Source organism: Klebsiella sp. YJ, from assembly GCF_002108615.1.
GTDB classification, from domain to species: Bacteria; Pseudomonadota; Gammaproteobacteria; order Enterobacterales; family Enterobacteriaceae; genus Klebsiella; species Klebsiella planticola.
Window position 1 is genome coordinate 240951 of record NZ_MTEG01000004.1, and the last position, 13834, is coordinate 254784.

Annotated in this window: 13 protein-coding genes; 6 read left to right on the forward strand and 7 right to left on the reverse strand. The window is 54.1% G+C overall.

Annotation, left to right across the window (positions count from 1 at the left end; all coding sequences use genetic code 11):
- The first annotated feature begins 84 nt into the window (after window positions 1–84).
- Window positions 85–345, forward strand: coding sequence for a type B 50S ribosomal protein L31 (locus BV390_RS05290; protein WP_032689208.1), 261 nt, complete (start codon window positions 85–87; stop codon window positions 343–345).
- A 2-nt stretch (window positions 346–347) separates the two neighbouring features.
- The gene (gene ykgO, locus BV390_RS05295; RefSeq protein WP_003859006.1) at window positions 348–488 is read left to right on the forward strand and encodes a type B 50S ribosomal protein L36; all 141 of its coding nucleotides are present in this window, start codon (window positions 348–350) and stop codon (window positions 486–488) included.
- On the opposite strand, the gene BV390_RS05300 is transcribed toward ykgO, so the two are convergent.
- Window positions 485–1195, reverse strand: a complete 711-nt coding sequence (locus BV390_RS05300; protein ID WP_032689207.1) for a GNAT family N-acetyltransferase — start codon at window positions 1193–1195, stop codon at window positions 485–487. The two genes, ykgO and BV390_RS05300, sit on opposite strands and share 4 nt — an antisense overlap.
- Window positions 1196–1296: 101 nt before the next feature.
- On the opposite strand from BV390_RS05300, the gene pdxR reads away from it, so the two are divergent.
- Window positions 1297–2748 (forward strand): MocR-like pyridoxine biosynthesis transcription factor PdxR, encoded by a 1452-nt coding sequence (gene pdxR, locus BV390_RS05305; protein WP_064384224.1) that lies wholly within the window; start codon window positions 1297–1299, stop codon window positions 2746–2748.
- On the opposite strand, the gene BV390_RS05310 is transcribed toward pdxR, so the two are convergent.
- On the reverse strand, window positions 2723–3193 hold the full coding sequence (locus BV390_RS05310; RefSeq protein ID WP_085396668.1) for a YlaC family protein: 471 nt from the start codon (window positions 3191–3193) through the stop codon (window positions 2723–2725). The two genes, pdxR and BV390_RS05310, sit on opposite strands and share 26 nt — an antisense overlap.
- Here BV390_RS05310 and BV390_RS31420 point away from each other — a divergent pair.
- Entirely contained in the window at window positions 3187–3321 is a 135-nt protein-coding gene (locus BV390_RS31420) for a hypothetical protein (protein ID WP_223306663.1), read from the forward strand. The two genes, BV390_RS05310 and BV390_RS31420, sit on opposite strands and share 7 nt — an antisense overlap.
- On the opposite strand, the gene maa is transcribed toward BV390_RS31420, so the two are convergent.
- The 5 genes from maa to acrA form a co-directional block, all read right to left on the reverse strand.
- A complete protein-coding gene (gene maa, locus BV390_RS05315) occupies window positions 3293–3859 on the reverse strand; it encodes a maltose O-acetyltransferase (protein ID WP_032689205.1) in 567 nt (188 codons plus the stop codon). The genes BV390_RS31420 and maa overlap by 29 nt on opposite strands.
- Before the next feature lie 151 nt (window positions 3860–4010).
- The gene (locus BV390_RS05320) at window positions 4011–4229 is read right to left on the reverse strand and encodes an HHA domain-containing protein (RefSeq protein ID WP_004858783.1); all 219 of its coding nucleotides are present in this window, start codon (window positions 4227–4229) and stop codon (window positions 4011–4013) included.
- A 26-nt stretch (window positions 4230–4255) separates the two neighbouring features.
- A complete protein-coding gene (tomB, locus tag BV390_RS05325) occupies window positions 4256–4630 on the reverse strand; it encodes an Hha toxicity modulator TomB (protein WP_004858785.1) in 375 nt (124 codons plus the stop codon).
- Between the two features lie 527 nt (window positions 4631–5157).
- Window positions 5158–8304 (reverse strand): multidrug efflux RND transporter permease subunit AcrB, encoded by a 3147-nt coding sequence (gene acrB, locus BV390_RS05330; protein ID WP_032689204.1) that lies wholly within the window; start codon window positions 8302–8304, stop codon window positions 5158–5160.
- A gap of 22 nt (window positions 8305–8326) precedes the next feature.
- The gene (gene acrA, locus BV390_RS05335; protein ID WP_032689203.1) at window positions 8327–9520 is read right to left on the reverse strand and encodes a multidrug efflux RND transporter periplasmic adaptor subunit AcrA; all 1194 of its coding nucleotides are present in this window, start codon (window positions 9518–9520) and stop codon (window positions 8327–8329) included.
- A 142-nt stretch (window positions 9521–9662) separates the two neighbouring features.
- On the opposite strand from acrA, the gene acrR reads away from it, so the two are divergent.
- Complete coding sequence (gene acrR, locus BV390_RS05340) at window positions 9663–10313, forward strand: multidrug efflux transporter transcriptional repressor AcrR (RefSeq protein WP_032689202.1); 651 nt, start codon at window positions 9663–9665, stop codon at window positions 10311–10313.
- 133 nt (window positions 10314–10446) lie between these two features.
- Window positions 10447–13794 carry a mechanosensitive channel MscK gene (gene mscK, locus BV390_RS05345; protein WP_049264626.1) on the forward strand — a complete coding sequence of 1116 codons (3348 nt, stop codon included), beginning with the start codon at window positions 10447–10449 and terminating at the stop codon, window positions 13792–13794.
- Window positions 13795–13834 lie beyond the last annotated feature (40 nt).

Consider the following 13834-nt stretch of genomic DNA (forward strand, 5'->3'; position numbering starts at 1 on the left):
CATCCCCGAGCTTCTCATGGTTGATCTTTGTCTTTTTGCGGCGTAACCTTATTGTTATGTTATAACATATCTATTGAGGTTATCATGAAAGACAATATCCATCCGCATTATCGTACCGTTGTGTTCCATGACACCAGCGTGAATGAATATTTTAAAGTGGGCTCGACAATCAAGACCGAGCGCGTGATTGAACTGGATGGGGTGACCTATCCTTATGTCACCCTCGATGTGTCGTCCAAATCGCACCCGTATTACACCGGTAAGCAGAAAGCCCTCAACAGCGAAGGCAGCACTGCACGTTTCCGCCAGCGCTTCGGCGGCTTTATTGATGCTAAAAGGAACTAAGAATGCAGGTACTCAACTCGTTGCGCAGTGCGAAACAGCGCCACCCTGACTGTCAGATTGTGAAACGCAAAGGGCGGCTGTACGTTATCTGCAAAAGCAATCCTCGCTTTAAAGCCGTACAGGGACGCAAGAAGAGACGCTAAACTGCCGATGCGCGGAAGCTCTCCAGCGTGGCACGCTGCTGACCATCGGGGCTAAAGTTCCCGGTGGCCAGCCATCGCTGCATCGCCTTATCAATCAGCGGCCACTCGCTGTCGATTATCGAAAACCAGTCGGTATCGCGGTTGTGGCCCTTTATTACTAACGCCTGACGAAACCGCCCCTCAAAATGAAATCCCAATCGTTGCGCCGCCCGGCGCGAAGGTTCGTTCAGGCTATTACATTTCCACTCATAGCGGCGATAGCCGAGCGTGTCGAAGACATAGCGCATGAGAAGCCACTGGGCTTCCGTCGCCATTGCGGTCCGACTGAGCAGCGGCGAGAAGTGCACGTGTCCGACTTCGATCACGCCATTTTGGGCATCGATACGCATCAGCGCCAGGGAGCCGACGGGCTGTTGGGTCCGTTCATCCACTACGGCGAAATGGAGAGGATCGCTGAGCTTTTCCACGCTGGCTATCCAGGCGCTGAACGTCTCCACGCAGCTGTCCGGTTCGCGCAATAACCACGTCCAGCTCCGGGTATCCGGGGCCAGCTGATGTGCGGCAAAGAGCGCGCTGGCGTGAGCGGAAGTCAGTGGCTCCAGGCGGCAGTCACGTCCCTGTAGAATTTGACGTTGCGGAAACGGGCGCGGCTGCCAGTCGGGCAGCGCCTGGCCAACGGGTTGTCCGAACGAATTATGTTGATGCATGGAGGCTCCTTATCTGGGGGGAATGCAGTGAGACTAAAGTTTTACTGGTTCCATAAAAAGAGCCATCAGGGTATGTTTTGATGGTGCCACGAGGAGCCGCGATGAATATTCCTGATGATGCCTTCTTCACACTACTGGACCACACCTTGTCCCGGCGAGGTCATGAAACCCTTCAGCGCACGCTGTATCGCGCGCTGCGCGAGGCGATTTTGCAAGGGGCGCTGGCAGGCGGTAGCCGGCTGCCGGGTTCACGAGCTATCGCCACGCGGCTCAATCTGTCGCGTAATACGATCAACGGGGCGCTGGAGCAGCTGGCCATGGAAGGCTACCTGCAGCGCAGTCGTCAGGGAACGCATGTGGCGACGCTGATCGCCTCCGGTGAGCGAGAGGGGCTACCGCTGACCATTGCGCTGCCGGAGCGGCTGCTCGCACTACCTCCCGGCACCCGTCGCGATTCGCCGACGCTGGCATTCACTCCCGGCACGCCGGCGATTAACTATTTTCCTTTACCGCTCTGGCGGCGGCTGCTCGACAAGGTGCTGCGTGATGAGGGCAACGCGCTGCTGGGTTACGGAGAGGCGGCGGGAGAACTCGCGCTGCGGGAAGCGATTGTCCGCCATCTGGCGTTATCTCGCGGGATCCGCTGCGACGCCCGGCAAATCGTGATCACCGAAGGCGCGCTCGAAGGGGTCAACCTGTGTACCCATCTGCTGAGCGTGGCGGGTGACACCGCATGGGTTGAAGAGCCAGGATATCCCGGCGCGAAGAGCGTATTTATGAAAGCCGGGTTACAGATAAAAGGGATGCCGGTTGACGGTGAAGGGATGCGTCCGGACTTGGACAATAACTCGCCGCCACGGCTGATTTTTACCTCTCCTTCGCATCAGTATCCCTGTGGCGCGGTGATGAGCGCAGGCAGGCGTCTGGCGCTGCTGGAATATGCCCGCCAGCATGATGCATGGATCGTTGAAGATGATTACGACAGCGAGTTTCGCTACAGCGGTGAACCTGTTCCGGCCATGTCAGGGATGATGAAGCAGGCGCCGGTGGTCTATATCGGCACTTTCAGCAAGACGCTGTTTCCGGCGCTGCGCATTGGTTTCGTGGTGATGCCTCCCGCCCTGGCGCAAGCCGCTCAGGGATTCGTGGGATCGCTGCTGCGCGGGGGGCACCGGACTGAGCAGCGAGCGCTGGCGTTGTTTATCGAAGAGGGGCATTACGCGCGTCATCTGGCGGCGATGCGGCGTTTGTATTGCCGGCGGCAGCAGCAGCTCCACGAGGTGCTGGCGGCGGAGCTGACGCAACCTTTTGCTATTCTCGGTGGCGAGGGCGGACTGCACCTGACGGTGGCCATTGACGGGATAGACGATGGGGCGGTGGTGGAGCAGGCGCGACAGTATCAACAAGCACCGGCGGCATTAAGCCGCTTTTACCTTGATACACGACGCGCGCGAAGCGGGCTGGTGCTGGGATATGGCAATACGTCCGCTTCGCATTTTGGCCCTGCGGTGCGGACGTTGAATCGTCTTATTGAGCGGTATCGACGCGGGTGAGGCTGAAGATATCGTAGAACGAGAGTTCACCTTTGGTCGCCACCATTTTTTGTAGCTGGGTTTTCTGCTCGCCGGCCACGCGGGGGGACTGCATAATGCGCTCGATCAGCTGCGGAGGGACGTATCGCGTGTTGTACCACTCCCCGTTGTAGCAAACGCGAAAATCCAGGACATCGATATCTTCGTAGCGGTAGCGCGGGTAGACGTCAAAAAAGAAGAAGCCGTTTAACAGGGCGAACAGAACCACCAGTAGCCAAACCGAATCGGCCAGCGTTTCCGATGTCAGCATGACCACGAACGTCGCCAGGAACGCGGCGTACATTGCTACGAACAGCCACGGATGATTGCGAATAAAACTGATACTAAAGCGCGGACGGTTGTCGCGCTTCTCTTTCACATTGAGCTCATCAATCGTGTTGGTCAGCAGTTGCTGTATTTCTGTCATCTTGGTCCCCGAATTCTGCTAAGGCTCAGCCTGAAGGCTATTTTATGTTGCGGGAATCTCTCGGGAAAGTAACAGATCAGTTGCAGAAAAGCATAACAGTTACGCTTTTTCCGCTGTCAGCATCTTAATGATTTGTGCCGGGTTGCCACCGACCACAGCATTGGCCGGAACATCTTTCACGACTACGGCACCGGATGCAATGACGGCATTATCGCCGATCGTTAGCCCGGGATTAATGACCGCCCGACCGCCAATCCACACATTGTGGCCGATAGTAACGGGTTTACCGTATTCTTTGCCGCTGTTGCGTTCGGCGGCATCTAATGGATGTGTGGCGGTATAGATATGGACGCCGGGCGCCAGCATGCAATTATCACCGATGTGAATCGGACAGACATCAAGCATCACGCAATCAAAGTTTGCGTAGAAATTGGTGCCGAGGAAAATATTGTAACCATAATCACAGCGGAAAGTGGGTTCAATATAAGCATCGCTTGCCCGGCCAAACAGTTCCGTCAGACATATTTTCCGCCATTCGCGCTCGTCCGGAGCCGAATGGTTATAGCGATGCAGCAATTGCCTGGCGCGCAGGCGGTCTGCCCGTAGCGTGGCATCACCGGCCTGATACAGTTCACCGGCGATCATTTTACGTTTCTCTTCACTCATGATGCTTTCCTGATTAAGGTAGGTAGGCGTCACAGTATAAAAAAGAAACCGGTTTCACGAGCGCACTTTGGTGACTTATGCGAGTAATATCACAATTATACCCAAGGCAGGGGAGGACCCGGTTAACCGTCTGACTGACAGGTGAAATGAATTAGCGAATGAACTTCCACACCGATGTCGGGATTTTGTCGTAGAGTTTATTCATGGTCAATTCAGCAAGACGGTGATCGGCCGCTGAGTAAAATACAGCCAGTTCGTTATCTGAAAGTTCATATTTGTTTTTTTCAATTACGCGTTCCAGCGTATCAATTGTCTGACAGCGACGTAAGCGCATCAAATAGTCTGTTTTGGTTAATGGTTCACCAGACATAACTTCACCTTTTGATTGTAATAATACTAACAAGAAAGACTTGCCGGATTTTCCCGGCTGGCGTTGACAAAACATCGGAATAACCGATTTCCCGATTTGCGCCATTTCTGTAGATCGGCCGTGTTAATGCCATAACTGCTGAACAACATAAAAGTGTCATCCAGGTATTCGTCCAGCTGAGCGATCAGTTTATTATCCTCAGCATACTTAATTTTATAATTAAGCGCGAACGTGGCTATGTGTTCGATCAATTCATTAAGTTGAAGATTGATAGCCGACGTCGGGTCATTCACCCACCCGTGGTTACTCTCTTCCAGGTTTGCAAGGCAGTCATGATACAGGGTTTCGCAAAGAAATCGAAGCTGCGCGATATCATGTCTTTTTGGCGAGTATTCGTCCATAACGCATCCCCTTTTTAGTGGTTTAAACGACGACTAACAAGCACCGTTGTGGGATGAACACGACTAACAGACCTGACACATACATTGTAATCCTGTTGTTTTAACTATAATCCACTCTCAAAAAGATTTCACCGTGCTATTACGAAAAATTACAATTATCGCCGTTAATTTATCTTAAAAATATCTGAACTTATTATGCCAGGGCAATCAATGTGGTGACTCTACGAAAGCAAAGCTTATGGATCATTGATTTAGCATGCTCTTTTCTATGGCACCAGATCTCAAACCCGGATAACACCAGGGTTAAGAATATTCTTAGTTAAGATAAGGGTAAACCGGGAAAAGAATAATCTGATAAAAACAAAGTAAAAGCTTATCGCCAGAAATTGTATATCAGGATGCAAAGTAAACCGTAGCAATGCGTGCGTTTCAATATACGCTATCCGGAAAATTTCCTCAACGAATCCTGAAGCGGGCAGGGGCGCAGACGAAAAAAAGGGCCGCTAACGCGGCCCTCAGTGGAGAGATTAATGATGCTCAGTCGGATGGCTGTGCTCAATGTCTTCCGATTTCTTGCCGAAGCGGCGGCGAACCACCACAAAGAAGACCGGAACAAAGAAGATAGCCAGAACCGTTGCCGTCACCATCCCGCCCATGACGCCGGTACCTACGGCGTTCTGCGCGCCGGAACCTGCGCCGGAACTAATGACCAGCGGCATAACCCCGAGGATAAACGCCAGTGAGGTCATCAGGATTGGACGCAGACGCATACGTACTGCTTCCAGGGTCGCTTCAATCAGACCCTTGCCCTCTTTATCCATCAGGTCTTTGGCGAATTCTACGATAAGTATCGCGTTCTTCGCCGACAGGCCGATGGTGGTCAGCAGGCCGACCTGGAAGTAAACGTCGTTCGTCAGACCACGGAACGTTGCCGCCAGCAGTGCGCCGATAACCCCCAGTGGGACAACCAGCATAACGGAGAACGGTATCGACCAACTTTCATACAGCGCCGCCAGACACAGGAATACCACGATCAGCGAGATGGCATACAGCGCTGGCGCCTGGTTACCGGACAGACGTTCCTGATAGGACATACCGGTCCAGTCATAGCCAATCCCTGTGGGCAGTTTTTTGGCCAGCTCTTCCATCATCGTCATCGCTTCACCAGTACTTCTGCCCGGAGCCGCCTGACCGAGGATCTCCATCGACGGCAGACCGTTATAGCGTTCCAGACGCGGCGAACCATACTCCCAGTGTGAGGTGGAGAAGGCTGAGAACGGCACCATCTGTCCATCGCTACCGCGAACATACCAGTTGCCAATATCTTCCGGCAGCATACGGTATTTCGCTTCGGACATGACGTAGACTTTCTTCACGCGACCGCGGTCGATGAAGTCATTGACGTAGCTACCGCCCCAGGCTGCGCCCAGCGTGGTATTGATGTCGCTGATAGAAACGCCTAACGCCTGCGCTTTCTCCTGGTCGATATCCACCTTGAACTGCGGCGTATCTTCCAGGCCGTTCGGACGAACGCCGACCAGCAGGTCAGGGTGCTTCGCCACTTCACCAAACAGCTGGTTACGTGCCTGCGTCAGTTTTTCATGACCCAGACCGCCCTGGTCGATCAGCTGGAAGTCAAAGCCGGTTGCGGTACCCAGTTCGACGATAGCCGGCAGGTTAAAGGCGAAGACCATCGCATCTTTAATCTGCGAGAAACGGGCCATCGCACGACCGGTAATCGCTTCAACCTTGTTCTCGCTGCCCGGACGTTCGCTCCAGTCTTTCAGAGAAACGAATGCAATACCGGTGTTCTGACCACGACCCGCGAAGCCAAAGCCGTTAACGGCGAACACGGATTCGACGTTGGCTTTCTCTTTGGTGAGGTAGTAGTCCGTCATCTCATCCAGCACTTTCTGCGTACGTTCCTGGGTAGCACCGGCAGGAAGCTGCGCCATGCTCAGGAATACGCCCTGATCTTCATCGGGCAGGAACGAGCTCGGCAGACGGACAAACAGCCAGGCCATTCCGACGACGATGATCAGATACAACACCAGGTAACGACCAGTACTACGCAGAATGTTACCTACGCTATCGGTGTAATGGTGCGTGCTCTTATCGAACATGCGGTTAAACCAGCCAAAGAAGCCTTTGTGCTCGCCATGACCGCCTTTAGCGATAGGTTTCAGCATCGTGGCGCACAGCGCCGGGGTCAGGATTAATGCAACCAGCACCGACAGCGCCATCGCCGAAACGATGGTGATGGAGAACTGACGATAAATCGCACCCGTTGAACCCCCGAAGAAGGCCATCGGGATAAATACCGCAGAAAGCACCATCGCGATACCGACCAGTGCGCCCTGAATCTGACCCATGGATTTACGGGTCGCTTCCTTCGGCGGCAGACCTTCTTCCGCCATGACACGCTCGACGTTTTCCACCACCACGATGGCGTCATCGACGAGCAGGCCTATCGCCAGCACCATACCAAACATGGTCAAGGTGTTTATCGAGAAGCCAAAAATGGCAAGGATGGCGAATGTACCCAGCAAGACTACCGGTACCGCGATGGTTGGAATCAACGTGGCGCGGAAGTTCTGCAGGAACAAGTACATCACCAGGAAGACCAGGATGATCGCTTCGACCAGCGTTTTAACCACTTCATGAATCGAGATTTTCACGAACGGCGTGGTGTCATACGGGTAAACAATCTTCAGGCCTGACGGGAAGTATGGCTCCATTTTCGCCAGCTCGGCGCGAATGGCGTTAGCCGTATCCAGGGCGTTGGCGCCGGTTGCCAGTTTGATACCCAGACCGGAAGCCGGCTGGTTATTAAACTTCGCGACGATGTCATAGTTTTCACCGCCAAGCTCAACTTTCGCCACGTCACGCAGACGAACCTGCGAACCGTCCTGGTTCACTTTCAGCAGAATATTGCTGAATTCGTCAGCGGATTTCAGACGGGTCTGCGCGATGATAGAGGCGTTCAGCTGCTGGCCTTTCACCGGCGGCGTACCGCCTAACTGACCGGCTGCTACCTGGGCGTTCTGAGCTTTAATCGCGCTGATCACATCGACCGGCGTCAGCTGGTAGTTGTTCAGTTTGTTCGGATCCATCCAGATACGCATCGCGTACTGGGAACCAAACAGCTGAACGTCACCCACGCCGGACGTACGGCTGATCGCATCTTTCATGTTGGCGCCAACGTAGTCGGAGATATCCTCCTGCGTCATGGTGCCGTTGGTGTTGATAACGCCGACAACCATCAGGAAGCTGCTGGAGGATTTCTCCACGCTCACGCCCTGTTGCTGTACTTCCTGCGGCAGCAGCGGCATGGCGAGCTGCAGTTTGTTCTGCACCTGTACCTGCGCGATGTCCGCATCCGTACCAGACTGGAAGGTCAGGGTAATCTGTACCGTACCGGTTGAGTCACTGTTGGAGGACATGTACATCAGGTTATCGATACCGTTCATGTTCTGTTCGATAACCTGCGTCACGGTATCCTGCACCGTTTTTGCATCAGCGCCAGGGTAGGTTGCGGTGATCGAGACCGCCGGTGGCGCAATCGTTGGATATTGCGCGACAGGCAGCTTCAGGATCGACAATCCCCCGGCAAGCATGATGATTATGGCGATCACCCATGCGAATATGGGGCGATCGATAAAGAAATTAGGCATGTCTTAACGGCTCCTGTTTAAGTTAAGACTTGGTTTGTTCTGACTGAGCGTTGCTGGCAACTTGCTGTTGATCGTCAGAGGCTACTTCCTGCGCTTTAACCTGCACGCCTGGTTTGACTTTTTGTAGTCCGGAGACAATTACGCGATCGCCGGATTTCACTCCGCTGGTGACCAGCCACTTATCACCAATCGCCTGCGTTGCCGTGACCTGACGAACTTCGACCTTATCGCCTTCACCGACAACCATCACGCTGGCATCACCACGCGGCGTGCGGGTTACGCCCTGCTGTGGAACCAGCAGTGCATCCGGGTTAGTCCCTTCCTGCAGACGCGCGCGGACGAACATCCCAGGTAACAGGGTGTGATCCGGGTTCGGGAAGATGGCGCGTAAAGTGATAGAGCCGGTGGTCTGGTCAACGGTGACATCAGAGAATTCCAGCGTACCGCCCTGCGGATACTTCAGCCCATCGTTGGTAACCAGTTCGACTTTGGCTTTGCCGTTTTCTTGTTTCAGCGTTCCGTTTGCCAGCTCTTGTTTCAGACGCAGGAAATCGTTACTCGACTGGGTCACATCAACATAGATAGGGTCCAGCTGCTGAACGGTTGCCAGCGCAGTAGCCTGACCATTCTGCACCAGTGCACCTTCGGTCACGGCGGATTTACCAATTCGCCCGCTGATAGGTGAAGTCACTTTGGTATAAGCCAGGTTAATACGCGCCGTTTCCACAGCGGCTTTCGCGGCCACAACCGCAGCGTTGCTCTGCTGCGCGTCGGCGACGGCAGTATCATAATCCTGTTGACTGATGTATTTGGTGCCGAGCAGTTTCTGATAACGTTTAACCGTCAGCTGCGCGATATTAGCCGCTGCCTGTGCTTTGGCTAAGTCGCCTTTTGCGCTTTCATAGCTGGCCTGGTAAGTTGCCGGATCGATCTGATAAAGGGACACGCCAGCCTGGATGTCACTACCTTCCGTAAAGTTACGTTTCAGAATAATGCCACTTACCTGAGGACGGACTTCTGCAACACGGTAGGCGCTGGTGCGGCCCGGTAGCTCAGTGGTGATTTGCAGAGGTGCGGATTTGAGCGTCACAATACCGACTTCCGGCATATGCTGGGCTCCTTGCTGAGCCGGTTTGTCGTCACATCCTGTTAGCGCTAAGCTGCCTGAGAGCATCAGAACGACCGCCAGAGGCGTTAACCCTCTGTTTTTGTTCATATGTAAACCTCGAGTGTCCAATTTCAAATTGTTCAGTGGCTCAAACGACCACAAACCCACTACTGTGTTTCTATTATGGTCATGCTATGGTACATACATTCATAAATGTATGTAAACGCAACCTCTATAAACTCATCGACCTATGGCACGAAAAACCAAACAACAGGCACTTGAAACCCGGCAACACATTCTGGATGTTGCTCTGCGTTTGTTTTCGCAGCAAGGCGTATCATCTACCTCGTTGGCAGCAATTGCAAAAGCTGCCGGGGTAACGAGGGGGGCTATCTACTGGCATTTCAAGAATAAATCAGATTTATTTAATGAAATATGGGTGTTGTCGGACGCAAGTATTAGCGATCTTGAAGTTGAGTATCGGGCAAAATTCCCCAACGATCCACTGTCAGTTGTCAGGGAGATCTTAGTTCATATTCTTGAAGCCACGGTGACAGAAGAGCGGCGGCGGCTAATGATGGAAATTATCTTCCATAAATGTGAGTTTGTCGGTGAGATGGCGGTGGTTCAGAAAGCGCAGCGCAGCTTATGTCTTGAGAGCTACGAACGTATTGAACACACGCTAAAGGAGTGCATTGCGGCCAACATGCTGCCGGCCAATTTGTTAACCCGCCGGGCGGCGGTTTTAATGCGCAGCTATCTCTCCGGTCTGATGGAAAACTGGCTCTTTGCGCCGGATTCATTCGATCTTGAAAAAGAAGCGCGCGACTATGTTGCCATTCTTCTCGAAATGTATCAGTTTTGCCCTACGCTCCGGGCGCCCTCAGAGGTCAGGAATTAACGCTCCCGGTAAAATAAAAAAGGTGAGTGTTTGCTGATAGTCGCGGCTATTCGTGCGATGGCAGAAGTGCTATTCTGCGGTCTGCGACGACCCCCGGTATTCTCCGGCTATTGCAACCACTCATGTTAACACTATGCTGCATACTATCCGTTGGCGAAATGCCACTTCCGCTTTTGTAATTGTACTGTTGTTATTTATCGGCTGTCTCAGCGTGAATCAAGCTCTGGCTGCCGATGTCCCTGACCGATCTGATATTCAGAATCAACTTAATACGCTAAATAAGCAAAAGGAACTGACGCCACAGGACAAGCTGGTTCAGCAAGACCTGGTGCAGACCCTTGAAGCACTCGATAAAATCGAGCGGATTAAGTCGGAAACGACTCAGCTGCGGCAACAGGTTGAGCAGGCGCCAGCCAAGATGCGTCAGGCGGTCGATAGCCTGAACGCGTTAAGCGAGGTGTCTGATGATGAGGCGACGCGGAAAACGCTCAGCACGCTCTCTTTGCGGCAGCTGGAATCTCGTCTCTCCCAGACGCTGGACGATCTGCAAACCGCGCAAAACGATCTGGCGACCTACAACAGCCAACTGGTCTCCCTGCAAACCCAGCCGGAACGCGTGCAAAATGCGATGTATGCGGCTTCCCAGCAGCTACAGCAGATACGCAACCGCCTGAACGGCACCACCACCACGGGTGACGAAGCCCTGCGTCCGAGCCAGCAGAGCCTGCTGCTGGCGCAGCAGGCTCTGCTTAACGCGCAAATTGAGCAGCAGCGCAAGAGCCTCGAAGGCAACACCGTGTTGCAGGATACGCTGCAAAAGCAACGTGATTACGTCAGCGCCAACAGCAATCGTCTCGAACATCAGCTGCAGCTGCTGCAGGAAGCGGTTAACAGCAAGCGCCTGACGCTAACCGAAAAAACCGCTCAGGAAGCGGTCACGCCGGATGAGACGGCGCGTATCCAGTCCAACCCGTTGGTCAAACAAGAGCTGGATATTAACCATCAGCTGAGTCAGAAGCTGATTGCGGCGACCGAGAACGGCAATCAGCTGGTGCAGCGCAATATCAAAGTGAAAAACTGGCTCGATCGGGCGCTGCAATCTGAACGTGATATCAAAGAGCAGATTTCAGTCCTCAAAGGGAGCCTGTTACTGTCACGCATCCTTTACCAGCAGCAGCAGACGTTACCGTCGGCGGACGAGCTGGAGGATATGACCAACCGTATTGCCGATCTGCGTCTTGAACAGTTTGAGGTCAACCAGCAACGTGATGCGCTGTTCCAGAGCGATGCGTTCGTCGCCAAACTGGAAGAAGGTCACAGCAATGAAGTGACCCCTGACGTCCATAATGCCCTGCTGGACGTCGTGGATATGCGCCGCGAACTGCTCGACCAGTTTAACAAGCAGCTCGGCAATCAGCTGATGATGGCGATTAACCTGCAGATCAACCAGCAGCAGTTAATGAGCGTCTCAAGCAACCTGAAAGCCATCCTGACCCAGCAGATTTTCTGGGTGAATAGCAACAAACCGATGGACTGGGACTGGATTAAATCCTTCCCGGAAGCGTTGAAAGGGCAGTTTAAGGCGATGAAAATCACCGTAAACTGGGAGAAAGCGTGGCCGGCGGTGTTTGTTGCCTTCCTTGCCGGTCTGCCGCTGCTGCTGATTGCGGGCCTGATTCGCTGGCGCCTGCAGTGGTTACGTAATTACCAGACCCGGCTGGCTTCGCAGGTCGGCCAGTTGCGTAACGACACGCAGCTCCATACGCCCAAAGCGATTCTGATTGACCTGATCCGCGCACTGCCCGTCGTGCTGCTGATTCTGGCGGTAGGGCTGATTCTGCTGACGATGCAGCTGAACATCAGCGAACTGCTGTGGGCATACAGTAAAAAACTGGCGCTGTTCTGGCTGGTGTTTGGTCTGTGCTGGAAGGTGCTGGAAAAAGACGGTGTGGCGGTAAGCCACTTTAATATGCCACCGCAGCTGACCAGCCACTGGCGTCGGCAAATTGTGCGCGTCAGCCTGGCGCTGCTGCCGCTGAATTTCTGGTCGGTAGTCTCTGAACTGTCGCCGCTGAATCTGATGGATGACGTGCTGGGGCAGTTCGTTATCTTCCTCAATCTGCTGCTGATCGCGGTTCTGGTGTGGCCGATGTGTCGCGAGAGCTGGCGTGATAAAGAGTCGCACAGCCTGCGTCTTCTCACCGTCACCGTTCTCTCGATTGTGCCTGTCGCGCTGATGGTACTGACGGCCACCGGCTACTTCTATACCACCCTGCGTCTGGCCGGTCGCTGGATTGAAACCGTCTACCTGGTGATGCTGTGGAATCTGCTGTACCAGACCGTTTTGCGCGGCCTGAGCGTTGCCGCACGACGTATCGCCTGGCGGCGTGCGCTGGCCCGTCGCCAGCATATGGTCAAAGAGGGGGCTGAAGGGGCTGAACCGCAGGAAGAGCCGACAATTGCGCTGGAGCAGGTCAACCAACAAACGTTGCGTATTACCATGCTGGTGATGGTCGCCTTGTTTGGCGTTGTGTTCTGGGCGATTTGGTCCGATCTCATCACCGTATTCGCCTATCTCGACAGTATTACCTTGTGGCACTACAACGGCACCGAAGCAGGAGCCAGCGTGGTGAGAAGCGTGACGATGGGAAGCCTGCTGTTTGCGATCGTCGCGTCCATGGTCGCCTGGGCGTTGATCCGCAACCTACCGGGTCTGCTGGAAGTACTGATCCTCTCTCGGCTCAATATGCGCCAGGGGACCTCCTACGCCATTACCTCGATCCTCAACTACGCGATTATCGCCATCGGTGCGATGACGGTATTTGGCGCGCTGGGCGTCTCGTGGGACAAGCTGCAGTGGCTGGCGGCCGCGTTGTCGGTTGGTCTGGGCTTTGGTTTACAGGAGATTTTCGGTAACTTCGTTTCCGGCCTGATTATCCTCTTCGAACGCCCGGTGCGCATCGGCGATACGGTGACGATCGGCACCTTCTCCGGTACCGTCAGCAAGATCCGCATTCGCGCCACGACCATTACCGACTTTGACCGTAAAGAGGTGATCATCCCGAACAAAGCGTTTGTGACCGAGCGTTTGATCAACTGGTCGCTGTCCGATACCGTAACCCGTGTGGTGATCCGCATCGGCGTGGCGTACGGCTCCGATCTGGATAAGGTCAAGGAAGTTCTGCTGCAGGCGGCACATGAGCATCCGAAAGTGATGCAGGAGCCTGCGCCATCGGTCTTCTTTACCACCTTCGGCGCCAGCACGTTGGATCATGAGCTGCGTTTATATGTGCGCGAACTGCGCGATCGCAGCTATACCGTCGATGAACTGAACCGCGCGATCGACCGCCTGTGCCGTGAAAACGACATCAACATCGCCTTCAACCAGTTGGAAGTCCATCTGCGTAACGAAAAAGGGGATGAAGTGACGGAGCTCAAGCGTGAGGTCAAAGGAGACGATCCGTCTCCGGCTATCGGGTAAGACTCAGCGGGGGCGGCCAGTGCGCCGCCCCGTTTCTGAC